At 69.3% G+C, this 20,675-nt stretch carries 23 protein-coding genes; 17 read left to right on the top strand and 6 right to left on the bottom strand.

The window, feature by feature from the left end:
* Nucleotides 1-58: 58 nt before the first annotated feature.
* Complete coding sequence (locus ABD708_RS01445; RefSeq protein WP_344751498.1) at nucleotides 59-604, bottom strand: TetR/AcrR family transcriptional regulator; 546 nt, start codon at nucleotides 602-604, stop codon at nucleotides 59-61.
* An 87-nt stretch (nucleotides 605-691) separates the two neighbouring features.
* On the opposite strand from ABD708_RS01445, the gene ABD708_RS01440 reads away from it, so the two are divergent.
* On the top strand, nucleotides 692-1,384 hold the full coding sequence (locus ABD708_RS01440) for an SDR family oxidoreductase (protein WP_344751497.1): 693 nt from the start codon (nucleotides 692-694) through the stop codon (nucleotides 1,382-1,384).
* A 48-nt stretch (nucleotides 1,385-1,432) separates the two neighbouring features.
* Here the strand turns inward: ABD708_RS01440 and ABD708_RS01435 are convergent, their stop codons facing one another.
* Both ABD708_RS01435 and ABD708_RS01430 read right to left on the bottom strand, forming a co-directional pair.
* Nucleotides 1,433-1,882 (bottom strand): MarR family winged helix-turn-helix transcriptional regulator, encoded by a 450-nt coding sequence (locus ABD708_RS01435; RefSeq protein ID WP_344751496.1) that lies wholly within the window; start codon nucleotides 1,880-1,882, stop codon nucleotides 1,433-1,435.
* A gap of 11 nt (nucleotides 1,883-1,893) precedes the next feature.
* On the bottom strand, nucleotides 1,894-2,652 hold the full coding sequence (locus ABD708_RS01430; RefSeq protein ID WP_344751495.1) for an SDR family NAD(P)-dependent oxidoreductase: 759 nt from the start codon (nucleotides 2,650-2,652) through the stop codon (nucleotides 1,894-1,896).
* An 89-nt stretch (nucleotides 2,653-2,741) separates the two neighbouring features.
* Between ABD708_RS01430 and ABD708_RS01425 the strand changes: the two genes are divergently transcribed.
* From ABD708_RS01425 to ABD708_RS01415, 3 genes are all read left to right on the top strand, one after another.
* Nucleotides 2,742-3,446: a helix-turn-helix transcriptional regulator gene (locus ABD708_RS01425; RefSeq protein ID WP_344751494.1), complete on the top strand. Its 705-nt coding sequence runs from the start codon at nucleotides 2,742-2,744 to the stop codon at nucleotides 3,444-3,446.
* A gap of 90 nt (nucleotides 3,447-3,536) precedes the next feature.
* Nucleotides 3,537-3,920 carry a VOC family protein gene (locus ABD708_RS01420; RefSeq protein WP_344751493.1) on the top strand — a complete coding sequence of 128 codons (384 nt, stop codon included), beginning with the start codon at nucleotides 3,537-3,539 and terminating at the stop codon, nucleotides 3,918-3,920.
* Between the two features lie 63 nt (nucleotides 3,921-3,983).
* A complete protein-coding gene (locus tag ABD708_RS01415; RefSeq protein WP_344752166.1) occupies nucleotides 3,984-4,757 on the top strand; it encodes a COG4705 family protein in 774 nt (257 codons plus the stop codon).
* 24 nt (nucleotides 4,758-4,781) lie between these two features.
* Here the strand turns inward: ABD708_RS01415 and ABD708_RS01410 are convergent, their stop codons facing one another.
* The gene (locus tag ABD708_RS01410; protein ID WP_344751492.1) at nucleotides 4,782-5,156 is read right to left on the bottom strand and encodes a VOC family protein; all 375 of its coding nucleotides are present in this window, start codon (nucleotides 5,154-5,156) and stop codon (nucleotides 4,782-4,784) included.
* A gap of 66 nt (nucleotides 5,157-5,222) precedes the next feature.
* Between ABD708_RS01410 and ABD708_RS01405 the strand changes: the two genes are divergently transcribed.
* Nucleotides 5,223-5,669, top strand: a complete 447-nt coding sequence (locus ABD708_RS01405) for a MarR family winged helix-turn-helix transcriptional regulator (protein WP_344751491.1) — start codon at nucleotides 5,223-5,225, stop codon at nucleotides 5,667-5,669.
* Here the strand turns inward: ABD708_RS01405 and ABD708_RS01400 are convergent.
* Nucleotides 5,666-6,217: a hypothetical protein gene (locus ABD708_RS01400; RefSeq protein WP_344751490.1), complete on the bottom strand. Its 552-nt coding sequence runs from the start codon at nucleotides 6,215-6,217 to the stop codon at nucleotides 5,666-5,668. The genes ABD708_RS01405 and ABD708_RS01400 overlap by 4 nt on opposite strands.
* 91 nt (nucleotides 6,218-6,308) lie before the next feature.
* Here ABD708_RS01400 and ABD708_RS01395 point away from each other — a divergent pair, with 91 nt between their 5' ends.
* Both ABD708_RS01395 and ABD708_RS01390 read left to right on the top strand, forming a co-directional pair.
* Complete coding sequence (locus ABD708_RS01395; protein ID WP_344751489.1) at nucleotides 6,309-6,962, top strand: GntR family transcriptional regulator; 654 nt, start codon at nucleotides 6,309-6,311, stop codon at nucleotides 6,960-6,962.
* Nucleotides 6,959-8,203, top strand: coding sequence for an MFS transporter (locus ABD708_RS01390; protein WP_344751488.1), 1,245 nt, complete (start codon nucleotides 6,959-6,961; stop codon nucleotides 8,201-8,203). Before ABD708_RS01395 ends, ABD708_RS01390 begins: the two co-directional genes overlap by 4 nt.
* 13 nt (nucleotides 8,204-8,216) lie before the next feature.
* On the opposite strand, the gene ABD708_RS01385 is transcribed toward ABD708_RS01390, so the two are convergent.
* Entirely contained in the window at nucleotides 8,217-9,221 is a 1,005-nt protein-coding gene (locus ABD708_RS01385; RefSeq protein WP_344751487.1) for a PaaX family transcriptional regulator, read from the bottom strand.
* Nucleotides 9,222-9,456: 235 nt separating this feature from the next.
* Between ABD708_RS01385 and ABD708_RS01380 the strand changes: the two genes are divergently transcribed.
* From ABD708_RS01380 to ABD708_RS01335, 10 genes are all read left to right on the top strand, one after another.
* Nucleotides 9,457-11,040, top strand: a complete 1,584-nt coding sequence (locus ABD708_RS01380) for an ABC transporter substrate-binding protein (RefSeq protein WP_344751486.1) — start codon at nucleotides 9,457-9,459, stop codon at nucleotides 11,038-11,040.
* A 91-nt stretch (nucleotides 11,041-11,131) separates the two neighbouring features.
* Nucleotides 11,132-12,064, top strand: a complete 933-nt coding sequence (locus tag ABD708_RS01375; RefSeq protein WP_344751485.1) for an ABC transporter permease — start codon at nucleotides 11,132-11,134, stop codon at nucleotides 12,062-12,064.
* Entirely contained in the window at nucleotides 12,061-13,842 is a 1,782-nt protein-coding gene (locus tag ABD708_RS01370) for a dipeptide/oligopeptide/nickel ABC transporter permease/ATP-binding protein (protein ID WP_344751484.1), read from the top strand. The genes ABD708_RS01375 and ABD708_RS01370 overlap by 4 nt, the downstream gene beginning before the upstream one ends.
* Nucleotides 13,832-14,680: an ATP-binding cassette domain-containing protein gene (locus ABD708_RS01365; RefSeq protein WP_344751483.1), complete on the top strand. Its 849-nt coding sequence runs from the start codon at nucleotides 13,832-13,834 to the stop codon at nucleotides 14,678-14,680. The genes ABD708_RS01370 and ABD708_RS01365 overlap by 11 nt, the downstream gene beginning before the upstream one ends.
* A gap of 25 nt (nucleotides 14,681-14,705) precedes the next feature.
* Nucleotides 14,706-15,878 (top strand): serine hydrolase domain-containing protein, encoded by a 1,173-nt coding sequence (locus ABD708_RS01360; protein ID WP_344751482.1) that lies wholly within the window; start codon nucleotides 14,706-14,708, stop codon nucleotides 15,876-15,878.
* Complete coding sequence (locus ABD708_RS01355; RefSeq protein WP_344751481.1) at nucleotides 15,862-17,343, top strand: carboxylesterase/lipase family protein; 1,482 nt, start codon at nucleotides 15,862-15,864, stop codon at nucleotides 17,341-17,343. The genes ABD708_RS01360 and ABD708_RS01355 overlap by 17 nt, the downstream gene beginning before the upstream one ends.
* A complete protein-coding gene (locus ABD708_RS01350) occupies nucleotides 17,328-18,677 on the top strand; it encodes an acyclic terpene utilization AtuA family protein (RefSeq protein ID WP_344751480.1) in 1,350 nt (449 codons plus the stop codon). Before ABD708_RS01355 ends, ABD708_RS01350 begins: the two co-directional genes overlap by 16 nt.
* Nucleotides 18,674-19,036, top strand: coding sequence for an AtuA-related protein (locus ABD708_RS01345; protein WP_344751479.1), 363 nt, complete (start codon nucleotides 18,674-18,676; stop codon nucleotides 19,034-19,036). The genes ABD708_RS01350 and ABD708_RS01345 overlap by 4 nt, the downstream gene beginning before the upstream one ends.
* On the top strand, nucleotides 19,023-19,859 hold the full coding sequence (locus ABD708_RS01340) for a hypothetical protein (RefSeq protein ID WP_344751478.1): 837 nt from the start codon (nucleotides 19,023-19,025) through the stop codon (nucleotides 19,857-19,859). The genes ABD708_RS01345 and ABD708_RS01340 overlap by 14 nt, the downstream gene beginning before the upstream one ends.
* On the top strand, nucleotides 19,856-20,668 hold the full coding sequence (locus tag ABD708_RS01335) for a Nif3-like dinuclear metal center hexameric protein (RefSeq protein WP_344751477.1): 813 nt from the start codon (nucleotides 19,856-19,858) through the stop codon (nucleotides 20,666-20,668). Before ABD708_RS01340 ends, ABD708_RS01335 begins: the two co-directional genes overlap by 4 nt.
* Nucleotides 20,669-20,675 lie beyond the last annotated feature (7 nt).

The following is a 20,675-nucleotide window of genomic DNA, read 5'->3' as shown; positions in this document are numbered from 1 at the left end:
GTAGACGCTTCTCGTGCGGCGTGTCGGCGAAGATCGCCGCCCGAACGCGAGGAGCCCGCTAAGAGAGGCGGGCGCGGGCGGCGGCCAGCAGCTCGTCTGAGAGCGGAGTTCCCGCGGTCGCGCGGGCGAGCTCGAGCGCCCCGACCATGAGGGCGATGTCGGCGAGCGCTGCATCGCGGGCGCCGGTGCTGTCGGCGCGGGCGGCGATCAGGTCGTCGAGCGCGACACGGAAACCCTCGCCGAGCGTGCCATGGGGATCGACGGATGCCTCGCCCGCCAGTCCCGCGACGACGCAGCCGCTCGCGGGCTCGTCCCGGTGTTCCGCCGACAGGTACCAGTCGAGCAGCGCCGTCCGGCCGCCCTCCCCCGCGCTCACCTCGGCGACCGCCTCGCGGCGCTCGCGGGCCGCCTCGCCGATCGCCTCGGCGATGAGCGCGTCCTTCGAGGCGAACTGCTTGTAGAAGCCGCCGTGGGTGAGACCCGCCCGCGCGGCGACGGCGTCGAGCGTCAGCCCGGCCGCACCGCGTTCGCGGATCAGCGCGGAGGCGGCGCGCACGAGCGCCGCGCGGTTGGCTTCCATCTGAGCGCGTGAGGCACGAGGCATCCGTCTGCTCCTTTTGTCCTGTCTGTCCTGCCGATGTCGAATGTGACGTATAAATGTTAACCAACATCTATGCGAAAGGACCGCAACATGGTTCAGATCTCCGGCCGTCGTGCCCTCGTCACCGGCGGCCAGCGTGGCCTGGGCGCCGCCTTCGCCGCCGAGCTGCTCGCGCGGGGCGCCGAGCGCGTCTACGTCACGGCGCGTACCCCGCAGCCGACGGACGATCCGCGGCTCGTGCCGCTGGCGCTCGACGTCACCTCACCCGATTCGGTCGCGGCGCTCGCCGAGGCGGCCGGCGACGTGTCGATCGTGTTCAACAACGCGGGCACGAGTGCGTCGCTCAGCACCCTCGACACCCCGGTCGACACGATGAAGGAGCTCTTCGAGACCAATGTGTGGGGCGCACTGCGCGTCGCCCAGGCCTTCGCGCCGGTGCTGACCGACCACGGGTCGAGCGCGCTCGTCGACATTCACTCTGCCCTCAGCTGGCTCGGCGGATTCGGCGCGTACGGCGCCTCGAAGGCCGCGTTCTGGTCGTTCACCAACTCGCTGCGCGCCGAGTTGGCCCCCCGGGGCGTGCAGGTGCTCGGCGTGCACCTCGGCTACGCCGACACCGACCTGACCGCGGGAGTCGACGCGCCGAAGATCTCGCCGCAGTTCGTGGCCGAGCAGGTGATCGCCGCGCTCGAGGCCGGCGACGACGAGGTGCTCGTCGACGACACCAGCCGCTGGGCGAAGTCGAAGCTCACGGGGCCCGTGGCCGAACTGCTCGTGCGCTGAGCGCTGGGCACTGAGCACCGAGCACGGAATGCCGCTCGGTGATCCCGATCAGTCGCCGAAGTGGTGATTCTCGACCTGCTCCGTCGCTCGTCTCAGGACGTCGACGGCGGTCGCCAGATCGCCCGGTGCAATGCCCGCGAGCGCGGTCGCGCGAACCTCCGCGAACGGATCCGGCAGGGAATCCCACGCTGCCTGCCCGGCGCCGGTCAACTGCACGATCCGCTGGCGCTGGTCGGCCGTGGATGGGGCCTGATCTACGAGGCCCTTGCGGACGAGCGTCGAGACGACGCCGCTGAGGCTGGCCTTTTCGACGTGTAGGGCGCGGCCGAGTTCGCGCTGGGTGATCGGGCCCCTCGCTGCGAGCTCGTAGAGCACCGCCCACTGCGTCGAACCGATGCCGTGCTGCCGTAACACCGCGTCGACCGCACTGCGATTGGCGAAGTAGTACCGCTTCGCCCACGTGCCGACGGACTCCGGTTCTTCGGTCGGGTCGGACATAGGGCAAGTATTCACCAGGGGATGGGCGTGTTCTCCCAACGGGTGAAGGTGCCGGTCGGGCCGTCCGGGCCGAGCAGGCAGACGCGCACGACCTCCCGCGAGCCGTCTTCGATCGACGAGGTGCCGGCGAAGCCGTTGAGGTTGGTCGCCGTGAATGCCGGGGACACCAGGTTGACCTTGATGTCAGTCGACTCGAGCTCGACCAGCATCGCTAGCGTGATCGCGTTCTCGGCTGCCTTCGATGCGGGGTACACAGGGCCGAACATCGAATGGTATGGATATGACGGGTCCGCGTTGGCGGCGAGGGATCCGACGCCGCTGGAGACGTTGACGATGCGCGCGTCCGATGACCTTCGCAGCAGCGGGAGCATCGCCTGATACACGGCGAGGGTGCCGAACACGTTGGTCTCCCACACGGTTCGGATCTCGTCGAGCGAAGCGGTGCTGGCCCTGTTGGCCGCGGCGTAGTCCTCGAGGAAGTCGCCGCCGGCGGGGCGCGCGCTGGAGATGCCGGCGTTGTTGACGAGAAGATCGAGGCGGCCGAACTCGTCCTCGATGCGCTGTGCCGCCGCAGCGATCGAGGCTGCGTCGGTGACGTCGATCTGGATCGGCGTAGCGCCGGTTCCGATCTGGTCTGCCGCGGCCCTGCCGCGATCGAAGTCGCGCGACCCGAGCAGCACGGCGACGCCGTGGGCGACGAGCTCTTTCGCGACCTGGAATCCGACCCCTTGATTCGCGCCGGTGATGAGCGCGAGGCGTGTTGGAGACATAAGCACCCATTTCATTCGGTACCGAACAATCGTAAGTTCGCTACCGAACGATAGTCAACGCATCAGGGCTGAACGGCCAGAATCGACGAATGACCCGCACCGACCGGCTCTACGCCCTCGTCGAGGAGCTGCGCGCCGCCGCTCCTGGCCGGCGCAGCGCCCGCTGGCTCGCCGACCGCTTCGAGGTCAGCACGCGCACGATCGAGCGCGATCTGAGCGCGCTGCAGGCATCCGGCGTGCCGATCTGGGCGGATGCAGGGCGCGCAGGCGGCTACACGATCGACGCGGCGCACACCCTGCCGCCGCTCGGCCTGACCGTCGACGAGGCGCTCGCCGTGACCATCGGGCTCGGCCAGCTCGCGCGGAGTCCGTTCCGTGAGTCCGCACTGAGTGCGGCCCGCAAGATCGAGGCGGTGCTCGGCGCCGACGAAGCGCGGCGCACCGCGGGTCTGGCGGCGCGCGTGCACCTGCTGGAGGACGAGGGCCGAACGGATGCCCCGGCCGTGCTCGCCGACGCGCTGGGCGCGAACCGCGTCGTGCACCTGCGCTACCGCGATGCGGCCGGTGCTGAGACCGTCCGCGACGTCGAGCCCCTCGGCTACATCGGAAAAGGGCAGGACTGGTACCTGGTGGCTTGGTGCCGGCTGCGCGACGGGGTGCGCGCGTTCCGCGGCGACCGTGTGCTCGAGGCGGTGCCGACCGGTGAGCGGCCGCCGGCTCGCGCCCTGCGCGCCGAGGACCTCGCGATTCCCTTCGGCGAGCTGCGGCCCGTGAGCTTCGGCAGCGTCGACTGAGCGGCGAGTTCGGGAAACACCGACACGACGGTGTCGCCACCCCGGCGGATTCTTGCGGTGAAGCATCCGTATCAGAGCAAGGGATTCACCATGGATTTCGCATCGATCCGCATCATCACCGCCGACGTCGACCGGCTCGCCGCGTTCTACGAGCTCGTGACCGGGCTCGAAGCCGTGCGGCCCGCCCCGGTGTTCGCCGAGTTCCGCACCGGGGCCGCGACGCTCGCGATCGGCAGCACCGCCACGGTCGCGATGCTCGGCGCCGGGGCGCCCCGACCCGGTGGGGAATCCTCGATCATCATCGAATTCCTCGTCGATGACGTCGACGCGCAGTTCGCCCGGCTGCGCCCGCGGCTTGCTGACGCCGACGTCGTGCTCGAGCCGACGACGATGCCGTGGGGCAACCGCTCGACGCTGATCCGCGACCCCGACGGCAACCTCGTGAACCTCTTCACCCGGCCTGCGGCCGCATAGCGGCGGGCGCGGCGTCTTAGGGAAGTCTCAGAGCCGGGTCCTCATGCTGTCGCCGTGCGACGCATGGCGATCAAGGTGCCCGAGGTCACGGCCCTGTTCTGGGTGACGAAGCTGTTCACGACGGCGCTCGGCGAATCGGCGAGCGACTTCCTGGTGCGCATCATCGACCCGGTGCTCGCGGTGGGCGCGACGTTCCTGGTGTTCGCCCTCGCGATCGCGGCGCAACTCGTGTCGCGGCGTTATCACGCGTGGCTCTACTGGCTCGCGGTCACGATGGTCGCGGTGTTCGGCACGATGGCCGCCGACGTGCTGCACGTCGCGCTCGGCGTGCCGTACGCCGTGAGCACGGTGGGGTTCGCTGTGATCCTCGCCATCGTGCTCATCGCGTGGCAGCGCACCGAGCGCACCCTCGACATCCACAGCATCTCGACCACCCGGCGCGAGCTGTTCTACTGGGCGACGGTCAGCGCGACCTTCGCGCTGGGCACCGCAGCGGGAGACCTCTTCGCGACCGTCTTCCACCTCGGCTATCTCGGTGCCGCCGGCGTCTTCGCCGTCGTGATCCTGGTGCCGTGGGTCGGCTTCCGCTTCGCGCGCTGGAACGCGGTCGGCTGCTTCTGGTTCGCCTACATCCTGACGCGGCCGCTCGGGGCGTCGGTGGCCGACTGGCTCGGCGTCGACCGCTCGCTCGGCGGTGTCGGAATCGGCCACGGCCGGGTGAGTCTCATGCTGCTCACGGTCGTCGTGTTCCTCGTGGCCGCCGCGCAGGTGCGGCAGCCGAGACGCGCCGCGCCTGCGCTCGAGATGACGACGGATTCCTCGGAGGGTCAGTTCTGATCACGAGGAAGCGGCCGAGGGGCCTCAGCGCGCCGAGTGCACCGTGACGATGTAGCCGTCGGGGTCGCGGAACGAGAAGGTGGTGCCGAAGGGGCCCTCGAATGGCTCCTGCACGATCTCGGCGCCGGCATCCCCCACGCGCTGCCTGACGCCGGCGACGTCGTCGCTGCTGAACCACACCGCGATGCCTGCGCCGAGCTGCTCGATCGCGTCAAGGTCGACGCCGGGAATCGGGGTGCGCACCGCGAAGGTCACCTCGCCGGTCGAGAAGACCCGCGCGTGCGGGTTGGGCGCGGGCAGCGGGTTGAGCCCGACGGCCTTCTCGTAGAACTCTGCCGCCGCGTCGATGTCGCGCACCTGGAAGGACACGAAGTCGGGGCCGCCTGTGCTGTTCGTCATGATTGCTCCTTGCGTTTTCAGTGTCAATATACTGACACTTGATGGACCAAGTGTCAAACTGTTGACATGACGAGAGGCAGTGATCGGATGCCGGCCGAGGAGCTCGGAGTGCTGATCAAGTCGGCGCAGGCGGTGCTGAACCAGCGGATGGACGAGGCGCTGCGCCCGCTCGGCCTCACCGTGTCGCAGTACGCCTGCTTGCAGAACCTGCTCGACGAGCCGGGCATCACCGGCTCGGAGCTCGCCCGGCGCACCTTCGTCTCGCGACAGTCGGCGAACGTGCTGCTGCAGGGGCTCGAGCGGCGCGGTCTGATCGAGCGCTCCGACGACCCCGGCCCGCGCAGGGAACGGGCGATCGCCCTCACGGCCGAGGCCAAGCAGCTCGTCGCCACGGCCCGCGATGAGGTCGCCGCCGTCGTGACGCGTATGACCGCGCCCCTCGACGGGGCCAGGCTGCGCACGCTGCTCAGCGAGCTCGCCGCCTGCCGCGACGCGCTGCTGCAGAACGACTAAGGGGTGCCGGGTTCCGGCTGTTCCTCGGCGCCGGCGAGTCGCCGCAGCGCCGCGGCCCGCTGCTCCTGGCCGATGGCGACGAACGCGGGGATCGCGTACTCCGCAAGCAGCTGGGCGCCCTCTTCCCGATCCCCGCTGTCGATGAGCAGGCGCCCGAGCGCCTCCGCCGCCGCCGCGACGGCCGGCTTCTCATCGATGGCGAGGGCGAAGTCGAGGGATGCCGCGATGAACTCGAAATCTCCGGGTGCGCCGCTGTCTCTGAGCTCCTCGCCCGCCTCGAGCAGGGCGAGCCCCACGTTCCGCAGCACACCCTCATAATCCCCGGGCATGCCGACCCGCACGGCCCTCTCCTCGCCCGCGCCGAGCTGCAGCCGCAGCGTCCACAGCCCGAGCTCGCCGACGGTGAGCGTCGCCTCGAACGGCGGCTCGACGTCGATCCGGAAGAGCAGGCTGTGGTCCGCCGCCGTCGCCAGAGTCCAGGTGGGGGCTTCGGGGCCTGCCTTGTCGGCCGCCGATGCGAGCTCCAGGTACTCACGCTCGAAGGACATGTAGTGAGTATGCGGCGCGATGCGGGGGCGTGAAGTGCGGCATCCCCAGCACTATTCATGCATCCTTGCATGCAGGGAGTAAGATCGCTCCATGAGCTCAGCCGTCGCAGTGCCCACCGACTCCGGCCGCGCCGCCGAGCGCGCGTACGACTACACGAAGAACGCGATCATCCGCGGCGAGCTCGAGCCGAGCGCGATGATCAGCGAGAACCTCGTGTGCGAGGCGCTCGGCATCAGCCGCACTCCCGCCCACGAGGCGTTCCTGCGGCTCGAGGTCGAGGGCTTCCTGACGCTCGCGTCGCGCAAGGGCGCGGTGGTGCGGCCGATGTCCCCGCAGGAGGCGCTCGACGTTCTCGAGATGCGCGAGGCGGTCGAGTCGTCCGCGGCCGCGCGGGTGATCGCCGAGGGGCGTCACGCCGAGCTGGCCGAGAGGCTCGACGAGCTGCTGACCGCGCAGGGCGAGGCGCTGGATGCCGGTGACCTGGACCGCTACGTCGCCGTGGACGACGATTTCCATCACTCGGTGGTCGTCGCCGCGCGGAATCCGATCGCCATTCAGTTCGCCGGCGTCCTGCACGACCGGCAGCAGCGCTTGCGCCACCAGCTGTACCGGGTCGCCCCCGATCAGATCGCGGCGGCGCTCGGCCAGCACCGCCAGCTGGCGGCGGCGATCGGAGCGGGGGATGCCGCGGCCTATCGCGCCGTGCTCTTCGAGCACGTCTCGCTGCACCGGGGCGTGCTGTGAGCACGGGGGCGCTCAAACTGGCATCCGTCGCCCACCCGACGGTCGCGCGCGCCGCGCGCAGCCGCGTCTGGCTCGGGCTGTGGGGCGCCGTGCTGGTCTGCTCGTGGGGCGGCAACCAGTTCAGCCCGCTGCTTCTGATGTACGAGAACCGCGACCACTACTCGGCGCTGACGGTCAACGTCTTCCTCGGCGTCTACGTGCTCGGGCTCGCGCCTGCCCTCTTGATCTCGGGCTCGCTCTCGGACCGCCACGGGCGTCGCCCCGTCATGCTCATCGGCATCGCCGCCGCGATCGCGGGCAGCGCGCTGCTCGCGCTCGGGCCGCTCGGTCCCGGGTTCCTCGCCGCCGGCCGCCTGCTCTCGGGCATCACCGTCGGCGTCGCGATGTCGGTCGGGAACGCCTGGATCAAGGAGCTCTCGGGGGCGCCGTACGGGAACGCCGACCGCGGCGCCGGTGCGCGTCGCGCTGCGCTTGCCTTCACGCTCGGCTCGGGCGGTGGCGCGGTCGTCGCCGGGCTGCTCGCCCAATGGGGGCCGCTGCCGCAGATCCTGCCGTTCCTGCTGCACATCGCGGTGACCCTGCCGTTCGCGTTCGTGATCGCTCGCCTGCCCGAGACGCAGCGCGGCGGCGGCGTCGCGGGCCCGTGGTGGCGCCAGCTCGCGATTCCGAGCGCCGGCCACCGCCGCTTCCTGCGCGTCGTCGCGGTCGCCGCGCCGTGGATCTTCGCCGCCGCGGGCATCGGCTACGGCTATCTGCCGACGGCGCTGCGCGGAGTCACCGGATCCTGGGGGCTCGTGTTCGCCACGGCCGCGACCGCGGTCGCGCTGGGCACATCGAGCCTCATGCAGCCGATCGCCAAGCGACTGCATTCGGCGGATTCCGCGCGGGGCCTCTCGAGCGCCGTGCTCGTCATCGTGGTGGGCCTCGCGGTCGTCGCGGTCGCGATCTGGCAGCAGTCGGTCTGGATCGGTCTCGTCGCGAATCTGCTGCTCGGCGCCGGCATCGGCATCGCGCTCGTCTCCGGCCTGCTCGAGGTGCAGGCCATCGCCGGGCCGAAGGACCTCGCGGGGCTCACCGGCGTCTTCTACGCGATCGCGTATGCGGGATTCCTCACGCCGGCGCTCATCGCCGCGGTCGCGGGCTTTGCGCCGGTGCTCGTGATCCTCGCCGTCATCGTCGGGATCGGCCTCGTGAGCTGGGTCGCGCTGCTGGTGGCGTCGCGGAAGCACCTGCCGCGCTAGGCGGGGCCGGCCTCTACGCCGTGGGGAGGAACGCCGGCGAGGTCGGGCCGATCGCATTCAGGTCGATCGACTCGGCAGACGGTGTCGCGGCGCGCGGAGAGTAGAGCGCTCTGGCCTCGTCGACGGTGAGGGTCCTCACTGCGGCGGCTGCGGTCTTCGAGAACTCGCCGATCACGGAGCGCATCAGCATGGACACCAAGGGACCGGTCGCATCGTGGACGGCCTCGAAGACGCGTCGCGCTTCGCCGCGCGGCCAGTCCGCCGGCAAGGCCGCGGCCGGAAGATCGGGATCGAGGGTGGGAAATCCGCGCCATCGGCAGAGCACGGTGATCCACAGCCGCATCGCCTCGGCCGGGGGCACGAGGCCTCCGCGCAGGGAATAGATGTAGGGGCGGAACTCGTCGATGAACGTCCGGTAGGCCTGCTCGATCTCGGCCAGGGGCCACACATCGCCGGGGCGCACCTCACCGACGATATGCGCAGAGCGGAACACGAGCCCATCAGAAGGCAGAAGCCCATGGAGGGCGCGCTGAACGAGCTCGATGTTGGCGTGGGGGGAGATCCACACCCCGTCGCGGACAGGCCCGAAGCCGAGCCAGCGCAGCCATTCACGCAGTGCCTGGCGGCGGTCACGCTGCGTTTCCGGCAGAGAGAAGACCACCACCGTCCATTCGCCATTCCAAGGTCGGCTCTCAGCGCCGAATCCCATGGTGAGCACCTGGCTGGCCGGGATGCTCGTGATGACGGCGTCGGAAAGGCGGTAAAGCGTCTGACGCCCGTCTTTGATGATGTCGAGTGTGCCCTTGCGATGCATGCGGCTCAGCGCCGCTCTGGTGGCCGCCTCAGTTACATCGATTCGACTCAGCGCGGCGACGATCGCGGCCGAGGGGATCGCTATCGGCTGTTCGCTCGGCCACAGCTCGCCCAGCAGCGTGATCACGGCGCTCTGCGCGGAGTCTGCCTCGAGATCTCGCGGAATGTGGGGGGAGTCGACAACGGCATGGTAGAAGTACGTCACGCTGGGCAGCCCTCCGATCCGCACGCGGCGCCCCCTGAACGCGCCTCTTCTTCACAGACTAGCGAAAGCGGGGCCTTCATGACCACGGTCCGCGATCATCGATGTCTCGGGAATTACTAGACGCATCTATTGACGCTCGTAGCTGTGTCCGTCATATACTGACGACGCCTGCGGCGCTGCCGTGGGCAACCAAGATGCACAGCACAGTGGTGTGCGCAATTGCAAAGGGGCAATTATGGCAATCCTCGCCTCACGGGCGAACGTGCGCGGCTGGCGGGCGGTGGCCGCAGTGGCGGCCGCAGGCACGGTGGCGGCTCTTCTCGCAGGCTGCTCCGGCGGCGGCAAAAGCAGTTCTTCGACCCAGGCCACGACGCTCACCATTGCGGCATCGAGCGCGCCGGGCTCCTTCGATCCCACCAAGGACAGCAACGGGGGGACGCAGACGATGTATCAGGAGCTCGCCTACGAGCCCCTCATCGAGAAGGCGGCGGACGGGTCCTACGCGCCGGGTCTCGCCACCAAGTGGGGGTATGTCGCCGGCCAGGAGGGCAAGCAGTTCGAACTGACGCTGCGCCAGGGCGCGAAGTTCGCCGACGGCACCGCTGTCACAGCAGAAGCGGTGGCCAACTCCCTCAACTACTTCTCCAAGAACGTCACCGGCCCGAGCGCCGCGTCCGTGAAGGGCATCACCGCCCAGGCGGAGGGCAGCGACAAGGTGCTGTTGACCGCGCCGACGCCGAACCCGATCATCGCCGAGCTGCTGACTCCATATAACCTCGCCGGCAACGTCATGAGCGCGGCGGGCTTGGCCAAGCCGTCGGCGTTGGCGAACGCGACTTTCGGCGCCGGCCCCTACGTGTACCAGCCGTCGCAGTCGGTCACCGGCGACCACTACGTGTTCACCCCGAACAAGTACTACTACGACCAGAAGCGCATCCATTTCAAAGAGGTGGTCATCAAGGTCATCTCCAATAACACGTCCGCGATGCAGGCCCTGCGCAGCGGCCAGGTGGATGTCTTCGCCGGTGACAGCACCCAGGTCTCGACCGCCAAGAGCGCCGGAGTGAAGATCTACTCGGGAACGAACGGCTTCACGGGGCTGTTCATCATGGACTGGGCGGGCAAGCTCTCCCCGGCGTTGGGGAACCAGCAGGTGCGCCAGGCACTGAACTACGCAGTGGATCGCAAGGCGATCGCCAAGGCGGTGTTCGGCGACTACGGCACGCCCACCGATCAGCCCAACACTCCCGGGTGGGATGCCTACGACAAGAGCCTCGAGAACACCTACAGCTATGACCCTGCCAAGGCCAAGCAGCTGCTGAAGGACGCCGGCTACGGCAACGGGTTCAGCTTCGCGCTGGTTTACAACTCCTTCGAGCCGACCACCGCGAAGGTGGTCCAGGCTGTCGCCGACCAGCTCGGCAAGGTGGGCGTGACTGTCAAGCTCACCGGTGCCTCCAACTTCTCCGAGCTCGGCACCGACCTCAGCTCGAACAAGTTCAGCGCCCTCAGCCTCGGGTGGGGCGGCCAGACCCAGTTCGTGAACACCAACCAGCTGTGGGTCCAGGGTGCCTCGGTGAACCCCTACAACAACACGGTTCCCGGCCTGCCGGCCGCCTTCAGCGCGTACACCTCCTCGACGGATGCCGATCGCAACGCCAAGGCGCAGGCGGTGCAGAAGATCATCGTCGACCAGGCGGTGAGCATTCCGGTCGTGCAGTCCAAGGGCCTGTGGTTCGCCTCGTCGAAGCTCAAGGGCTTCAAGCTCGACCCGACCGGCAACCCGAACAACGCCGCCGACTGGACACTCGGCAAGTAGCACCCCGTAAGCGGCTCAGCCGGGGGCGCGTGCCCGCGCCCCCGGCCTCTTCGGTCGCCCGACCCGGTCTTGAAAGGCCCCCATGCTCTCGATGATCGTCAAGCGAGTCCTGATCGCGATCCCGATCCTGCTCGTGACCTCGGCGCTGACGTTCCTGCTCCAAGCGCTCATCCCTGGTGACGCCGCTCGCGCCATCGTCGGCGCACAGGGCTCGCAGGAGTCCTACCAGCAGGTCCGCGACCAACTTCATCTGAACCTGCCGCTGTGGCAGCAGTACACCACCTACCTCGGCAATCTCCTGCACGGCAACCTCGGCACCTCGCTGTTCACCGGAGAGCCCGTGCTGCAGAGCATCACCTCCCGCCTACCGGTCACCCTGAGCCTCATCATCGGGGCGACCGTCGTCGCCGCAGTCGTCGGCATCGTCCTCGGCGCCGTCAGCGCCAAGATCGGCGGCTGGCTCGCTCGACTCATCGACGTGCTCGCGCTCGTCGGCATGGCCTTGCCGAACTTCTGGTTCGCTCTCGTCCTCGTCTCCGTCTTCGCGGTTGCCATCCCGCTGCTGCCGGCCACGGGATACACCCCGCTCTCTCAGGATCCCGGGCTGTGGCTGGCCTCCATCGTGCTTCCCGTGATCGCCTTGGCGATCGGAGGCATCGCCCAGGTCGCGAAGATCACCCGTGACGGGGTATCCGACGCGATGGAGCAGGACTACGTCCGCACCCTGCGCGCAGGCGGTGTCTCCGAAGGCGCGCTGCTGTGGAAGCACGCACTGAAGAACTCCGGCGTGCCCGTCGTCACCGTCGTCGGCCTCGGCTTCGTCGGCGCCCTCGCCGGCAGCCTCTTCGTGGAGAACGTGTTCGTCCTTCCCGGCCTCGGCTCGCTCGTCAATACCGCGACCACCCAGCACGACGTCCCGGTCATCCAGGGCGTGGCCCTCGCCTACGCGGTGATCGTCGTCGCGATCAACCTCGTGATCGACATCTCCTATGCATTCCTGAACCCGAAGGTGAAGACCCGATGAGCGCCGTGACCCCCATCGTCGAACCCGGCATCACCAACGGCACCGCCAACGCCGGGCTGCGCGGGCTGCTGCGCCGCCCCCTCGCCGTCGCGGCCCTCATCGTCCTCGCGGTGATCGTCGTCGCCTGCGTGCTTGCACCGGTGCTGACTCCGTATCAGCCGCTGTCGCAGAACCTCAATGCCGTCATGCAGCTGCCGTCCGCCAAGCACATCCTCGGAACCGACACCCTCGGCCGCGATGTGTACACCCGCATCCTCTTCGGCGGCCGCCCCGCATTGCTCGGAGCGCTGGAGGCGATGGTCGTCTTCGGCGTCATCGGCATCATTCTCGGCCTCATCGCCGGCTACTCCCGCGACGCCGTGGACCGGGTCATCTCCGTCTTCGTCGACCTGCTCATGTCCCTGCCGGGCATCGTGGTCATGTTTGCCGTCCTCGCGCTGTTCAACAACAACCTGGGGGCTGCAATGGTCACCCTCGGCCTGTTCTCCTCCGGCGGTCTTGTCCGCGTCGTACGCGCGGCCACCAAGGCGACCCGCGAGGAACTGTATGTCGCCGCCGCGAGGGTCTCCGGACTCGGCTCCATGCGCATCCTGTTGCGGCACATCGCCCCGAAGCTCGTCGGGCCGATCGTCATCCAGGTGTCCCTGTTCGCGGGCATCGCGCTCGTCGTTCAGTCCGGCCTCGGCTTCCTCAACCTCGGCGTCGTCGCCCCCGCTCCCTCGTGGGGCGGCATGGTCGGCGAAGCCTCCCAGGTGATCTCCCAATCCCCGTGGCTGCTGGTCCCCTCCGGCGGCATCATCGGCATCACCGTGCTGGCCCTGGGCATCATCGGCGACGCCGTGCGCGACATCAACGCCGAGACGAAGTCGCGCAGTGGCGGCATCACGCGCAAGCGAGCCCTCGCACCGAAGGCCACAGCGGCCACTGCACCGGCGGACGGGGATGCGCTGTTGGTCGTCGACGGCTTGCGGATCGCCTTCGACACCCCTCGCGGGGAATCCGAGGTGGTCCATGGCATCTCGTTCTCCGTGCGGCGGGGCGAGCTGATCGGCCTGGTGGGCGAATCCGGCAGCGGCAAGACCGTGACTGCGCTGTCCCTACTCGGCCTGCTGCCGCCCAACGCCGCGATCACCTCGAACCGGACGGTGTTCGACGGTCGTGAGTTCACGTCGCTCTCCAAGGAAGAGCTCCATCAGCTGCGCGGGGCCGGCATCGGTCTCATCTCCCAGGAGCCCATGGTGGCTCTCGACCCCTCCTTCACCGTCGGGCAGCAGCTGCGCGAAGTGATCCGCGCTCACGGTGGCATCAGCCGCGCTGACGCCCACCGCAAGGCGATCTCTCTCCTCGAGGATGTCCGGCTCCCCGAGCCCGAGTCGGTCGCCCGCCGCTACCCGCATGAACTTTCCGGCGGCATGGCGCAGCGCGTCGTCATCGCCCTTTCCCTGGCCGGCGAACCCAAGCTGCTGTTGGCCGACGAGCCCACCACGGCACTGGACGTGACCGTGCAGGCCGAGATCCTCGACCTTCTGCGGGCACTGCGGGATGAACGCGGCATGGCGATCCTGCTCGTGACTCACGACCTCGGCGTCGTCGCCGACTTCTGCGAGCGCGCCGTCGTCATGCAGCACGGCCGGATCGTCGAATCCAAGGACATAGACCAGCTGTTCGGCGCACCCGAGCACGAGTACACCCGTGCACTGATCGCCGCGACACCGAGCCTGATCGATCTCACCGATGTCGAAGCCCAGAACGTGGAGGTGGCGAGCAATGCCCGCTGAGTCGATCCTGACCGTCGAGCACCTGGCCGTGACCTACCCGGTGCGACGGCCGACGATGTTCTCTCCCCGACCGGCGCCGAAAGCCGCCGTCGACGACGTCTCCTTCGAGCTCTCCGCCGGCGAGACCCTCGCGCTCGTCGGCGAGTCCGGCTCCGGGAAGACCACCATCGGCAACGCGATCCTGGGCCTCGCCCCCATTGCCGCCGGCCGGGTGCGTCTAGGGGGCCTCGACGTGACCACAGCCTCCGCCCCGGAACGCAGAAGACTCGCCTCGCAGCTGCAGGTCGTGTTCCAGAACCCCTACGGCTCGCTGAATCCTGCGCTCACCGTTGGCAGCATCCTCGCCGAACCGCTCCAGGTGAACCAGAAGCTCAGCGCCCGCGAGAGCCACGCCCGCGTGCGCGAGCTGCTCGAGGAGGTGGGGATGCCGGCGGACTCCGCTGATCGGTACCCGGGGAACTTCTCCGGCGGTCAGCGGCAGCGCGTCGCCATCGCCCGCGCAATCGCCGTCGAGCCGAAGGTCATCGTCTGCGACGAGCCCACCAGCGCTCTGGATGTGTCCACCCAGAAAGTCGTACTTGAACTGCTGGAGAAGCTGCAGCGGGACACCGGAGTCGCGTACCTCTTCATCACCCACGACCTGGCCGTCGTGAGGCATTTCGCCGATCGCGTCGCGGTCCTCGATCACGGACGGATCGTCGAGGTAGGCACCGCTGTCCAGGTATGCGAGACCCCGGAGAACCCCTACACGCGCAAGCTCGTCTCTGCCGCACCGGTGCCGAACCCGACCATCCAGCGCCAGCGCCGCCAGGCACGCCTGACTGTCGCCCAGAGCTGAGAGCCCCACAAGGAAGAAGAACACGATGGCCAACACCGCCGCCGACATCCGACACCGCCGCAGCACGGGCACCGTCGCGCCCGGCTTCGAGCCGGTTCAGAACGAGCTCGACGCATTTCTCCTGGCCGACCCGCGATACAGTGCGCAGCTCGCCGTGCGCTGGAAGGGGGAGGTGATCGTCGACCTGACCGGCGGCGCAGACCTGGAGAAGGATTCCATCACCGGCGTCTTCTCCGCGAGCAAAGGCGCCGCCGCGATCACCTTGGCCACCCTGGTCAGGAACGGCCGACTCGATCTCGACACGCCGGTCGCCCACTACTGGCCCGAGTTCGCTGCTCAGGGCAAGGGCGAGATCCTGGTGCGTGACCTGTTGTCTCACAAGGCCGGCCTCGTGAATGTGGACGGCGGGCTGAGCGAGGAGGACATCCTCCGCTCCTCGTCCGGCGCTGCCAAGCTCGCCGCGCAGTTCCCGCATTGGCGGCCCGGAACAGCCTTCGGCTATCACGGCATCACCATCGGCATCCTCATGGAGGAGCTCGCCCGGCGCGTCACCGGCATCAGCCTGCAGGAGCTCTACGAGACCACGGTGCGCGCGCCACGGGACATCGACTTCTACTTAGGACTGCCCGAAGATCAGGAAGCTCGATTCCGACCTGTGCTGCCGATGAACCCCACTCCGGCGCAGGCGGCAGAGATCGCAGCGAACCCGGTGGCCTCGGACGGGCTGTCGGCCCTCATGTACAACGCCGTCCACCGCGACCCCACCCCAGGGGCGAAGGCATTCGGCCCCAACAGCCGCGATGTGCGTGCGGCAGGGCCCAGCGCCCTCGGCGGTATCGGCTCAGCCAGCGGGCTGGCCGCGCTGTACGCATCCGCGATCGGCCACCTCGGCGACCCCCTGCTGGATGCGGACACCATCGCCGCCGTCAGCCAGCAGCAGTCGTGGGGGCACGATCGCACCCTGGGACTGGACATGTGCTTCGCCGTCGTGTTCATGAAGCCCCAGCCGCGCATGGAGTTCGGCAGCTATCGCGCTTTCGGCCACGACGGCGCCGGCGGTGCGATCGGCTTCGCCGACCCGCTCTATGACATGAGCTTCGGCTATATCCCCATGCCCATGTCCTATCCCGGCGGCGTCGACCCTAAGGCCGTGCGCCTGTCCCAGATCGTTCGGAGATGCATTGCCGGCCTCAGCTGACGCCACCGTCACCGCCCGGACCGCGGCCGGTCCCGTGCTCGGACTGACGGGCGGCGGCGTCGATGCCTACCTGGGCATCCCCTATGCGGCCGCTCCTGTCGGCCCCCTGCGTTTCCAGCCGCCCCAGTCGGCGCCGCTGTGGGAGGACTCCTGGGATGCACGTCGTTCGCGGGCTGCGGCCCCGCAGCCCGAACACGGCGGCGAGAGCATCATCGGCAGCGAGGACGGCAGCCTCCTCCTGAGCATCTGGACGCCCTCGGGCGCCCAGAGCCTGCCGGTCATCGTGTGGATCCACGGAGGCGGATTCGAGACCGGCTCCGGCACGCCGCCGTTCACCGACGCCGCCGAGCTCGCCCGCGTCTCCGGCTGCGTCGTCGTCGCGATCAACTATCGTCTCGGCGCTCTCGGCTGGCTGGACCTGCCGTCCCTCGACCCGGAAGGCTGGGGCGCTTCGGCGAACCTCGGCTTGCAGGACCAGATCGCCGCCCTCGTCTGGGTGCGCGAGAACATCGCCGCCTTCGGGGGAGACGCGGGAAAGATCACGCTCGCCGGTCAGTCCGCCGGCGGCTTCTCGATCGCCGCACTGCTCGCGGCGCCGGCCGCGGCCGGCCTGTTCTCCGCAGGCGTCCTTCTCAGCGGCGCCGCCGAGCGGATCTTCCCGCGTGAGACCACCACCGCGATGGCCCGCGCCCTGCTGGCCGAGCTGGGTATCACCACCCCGCAGCGGCTGATGCGGGTGGGCGCGCACGCGATCGTGCGCGCCCAGGCGAAGGTGATCGACCACGACATCGGCGTCCGCAACCTGCCCGGCGGCCGCTCCTTCGGCACGGTGATCGATGGTGAGGTCCTCCCGGAGGCGCCGTTGCAGGCCGTGCGCGCGGGCCGGGCCACTGGAGTGCGGCTGTGGGTGGCGGCGACGACGGAGGAGATGCGGTTGTTCGAGGTCGCTCACGCCCCCGACTACGCCCCGGCGAGCGAACAGATCCTGCTGGACGAGCTTGCACGGGCCGGCGCACCTGACCCGGCGGCGCTGCTCGCCGCCTACCGCGTCCGGCACCCCGGCGCGGGTCTCGCCCGGCTGCGCACGCACATTCTCACCGATCGCATCTACCGGCTCCCGGCCGCCCGGCTGGCGCACCTGCAACGGAAGGCCGGCGGCGAGGCGTGGCTGGCGCTGACCGCTGCCGCCCCCTGGGGGGAACCGCTTGGGGCTGCGCATGGCGCCGATCTTCCCCTCGTCTTCGGCGCAGGGCAGCGCGAGGCCCCGCCGGCTACAGGCGTGGACGCACAACTCATCGAGCACCTGCAGCTGCTCCTCGGCCGCTTCGCCGCCGGGCTCGAGCCGGGCTGGCCGCAATACGACCCTGATGCCGCGACCACCCGCGTCTTCGGCGGTCAGTCCGAGCTTGTCATCGAACCGCCCGCGGACACAGCAACCACGGAGTGGCGATGGTCGGCGGAGTAGACGCCTTTCGCATCGGCGTCGGCGCCGGATTCGCCGGCGACCGCATCGACCCGGCGGACGCGCTCGCTCGCGACGGCGGCCTGAACGCGATGGCGTTCGAGTGCCTGGCCGAGCGGACCATCGCTCTGGCCCAGCTTGCTCGTCTGACGGGTGCGAGCCAGGGCTACGACCCGCGCTTGCGGCGCCGCCTGGCCGGCACTCTGCCGCACCTGCTCCCCAACCGAGCGGTTGTGACCACCAACGCAGGAGCGGCGAACCCGCAGGCGGCCGCCCGCGACGTCCGAGCGCTGATTCACGAGCTCGGTCTGCCGCCGGTGCCGGTGGCAGCAGTGACCGGCGACGACGTCCTCGACGTCCTCGACCGCGGCAACGCGCAGCTGTGGGAGGACGGCCGCACCGTCGCCGATCTCGGTGATCGGGTCATCTCTGCCAACGCGTACATCGGCGCCCAACCCCTGCTGGACGCTCTCGAGGAGGGTGCCCGGGTCGTCATCGCGGGCCGTTGCTCCGACGCGGCTCTGTTCCTCGCTCCGATCATGCATCATCAGGGGTGGAGTCTCGAGGATCTCGATCGCACTGCCGAGGCCACCCTTGTCGGCCACCTCCTGGAGTGCGCCGGGCAGCTCACCGGCGGCTACGCCGCCGAGCCCGGGCGATTCGACGTGGCAGGGCTGTCTCGGCTCGGCTTCCCCTTCGCCGACGTCGCCGCCGACGGGTCGGCGGTCTACGGCAAGCTGCCCGGCTCCGGTGGCCGCCTGGACTGCACGACCGTGCTCGAGCAGTTGCTGTACGAGATCGACGACCCTGGCCGCTATCTCACCCCCGACGTCGGCATCGACTTCCGCGCCGTGACCATCGATGACCTCGGCGGCGACCGGGTGCGCGTGGCGGGTGCCGTCCCGGTCGGCAGGCCCGAGCAGCTCAAGGTGAGCGTCGGGGTGCGCGATGGACGGCTTGCGGTCGCCGAGATCGCCTATGCCGGCACCGGATGCCTCGCCCGCGGTCGCTTGGCTGAGCAGATCGTCCGCGAACGCTGGCAGGAGGTCCACGGACTGGACGGGGCGCAGCTGGAGATCTCCTACGTCGGCTGGAACTCCACCCGTCCCTGGTGGGAGCCCGAAGGTGCGGATCCGTTGGAGATACGGGTGCGGTTCGCGCTGCGCACCCCTGAGCCGCAGCACGCCGTGATGCTGTGCGAAGAGGTCGAGGGGCTCTACACCAACGGTCCGGCAGGCGGCGGCGGGGTCGTCACCTCGGTCACGGAGACCGTCGGCATCGTCTCCACCTTCATCGACCGCGACCTCGTCGACGCCCGTGCAGAGGTGCTCGCATGATCGCGCCGCTGCGGCTGGGCGACTTCTGCGTCGCCCGCGCCGGAGACAAGGGCGACTCCTCCATCCTGATGCTCGCCCCCACCGACCCGGCACGTTTGCCCGACGTCGTCGCCTCCGTGACCCCGGAGGTCATCGCAGGTCACTTCAATCTCGACGTCTCCCACGTCAGGCTGCACCCCAGTCCGGGGCTCGGCGCGCTGACCATCATGCTGCGGGGCCGCCTCGGTGGTGGCGTCACCCGCTCCGGCTGGGCCGAGCCACATGGCAAGACCCTCTCCGCTCATCTGCTCGACCTGAAGCTGTCCGGCGAACCCGCCGACGGCAGAATCCCGAAGGAGACATCCCATGACCTCGAGTGAGGACGTACTGGGCACCCCCGGCCTGATCGCGGACGGCGGCATGCTCGCCGGCTGGGGCGATCTCACCACCCCGATCGAGGCGATCCATGTCGCTTGGTCGGTCACCGCCGCACTCCTCGGCGAGCTCAGCGATGCGGCTCCCAGCCTGGTGCTGACGCGGACGAATCCTTTCTTCGCGCCGCCGCGTGGTTTCGACCCGGCGATTGTGCCCAGCGACGACGACTGGGTCAGCAAGGTCGAATCCGATCCTGTCGTGGCCCGCAAACGCGCCCTCTTCGACTCCGGTCGTGTCGCCGTCGCCTTCGCCCCCTCGGCGTGGGACCTCGGGTCGGGAGCGACCGCACGCTCGCTCGAGCTCGCTCAGTTCACCGGGTGGGGCGCTCCGGAGGCCAGGCCGGAGGCCGGCGCTGCCGTACTCGAGCTCGCTGCGACGCAGACCGTGGACGAGATCGCCGCCGCCGCAGCCGAGGTCCTCGGCAGCCCGCGGGCTCTCGTCATCGGCAATGGGCAAGCCCGCACCAGCAGTGTTGCGTTCATCGCCGGGATCGCCAGTCCCGCCCAGCTGCGGGAGCTGCTGCGCGACCCCGCCATCGGGGCTGCCGTGGTCGGTGAGACCGTCGAATGGGAGGGCGCCCCCTACACCCAGGATGCCGCCGCTGCCGGGCGTCATCTCGCCGTTATCGCCGTCGGCACCGCGCTCTCGGAGAACCCGGCCGGCGCCGCCCTCGCCCGGCGGCTCGCCGTGGAGCATCCGCAGCTGACCGTCCAGAACCACCCGACAGACGAGGCCACTTGGATGCCTCACGAGGAGGTACACGCATGAGCGGCCAGCTCACCGCACAACAAATCACCGATCGCATCCGTGCTGACGTCGAAAGCCGAGGCTTCTCCTGGGCGGACGCCACCGTCGATACCTTCAAGGTCGGCGATCCCGGTACCGTCGTCACCGGGATCGCCAGCAGCTGGATGGCCACCAGCGACGTCATCGCGGCCGCGGCCGCGGCGGGCTGCAACCTGCTCATCAGCCACGAGCCCACCTTCTGGAACCACCTCGACAATCTCCCGGCACCTGAGGCACACGACGAGGTGTATGCCGAGAAGATGCGTCTCATCGAAGAGACCGGCATGGTCATCTGGCGCTTCCACGACCACAACCACTTCGGCTTCACCCGCGATCCGGTCTTCGACGCCCTCCTGGACAGGCTCGGCTTCCTGCCGGACACCGAGGGCAACTCGCTGTACGCCACGACGATGGTTCCCGGCATCCCACTCAGCGAACTCGCCGTCCGCGTCGAAGAGGCGCTCGGCACCCAGAACGTCCGCGTCATCGGCGACCCGGCCATGCCCGTGCACACCGTCGGCTACGGCGGCCACACCCTCGACAGCTGCATCCTGTGGCGCGACCCGGCGGACGTCACGATCGTCGGCGAGGTGCGCGAATGGGACACCTTCGAGTACTACCGCGACGCCGCCACCCTCGGTGTGCCGCGCGCGCTCATCGTGATCGCGCACCGCCAGCTGGAGACCTGGGGTGCTGACGCCCTGGCCGGCTGGCTCACTGAGCTCATTCCGGAGGTGCCTGTTCATGCGATCGACGCCGTTGAACCGTTCCGAGTCGTCGCTGCCGCCTAGGCCGGCG

It is taken from the genome of Gryllotalpicola koreensis (assembly GCF_039538185.1).
GTDB classification, from domain to species: domain Bacteria; phylum Actinomycetota; class Actinomycetes; order Actinomycetales; family Microbacteriaceae; genus Gryllotalpicola; species Gryllotalpicola koreensis.
This window is presented reverse-complemented; position numbering and strand designations above follow the sequence as displayed.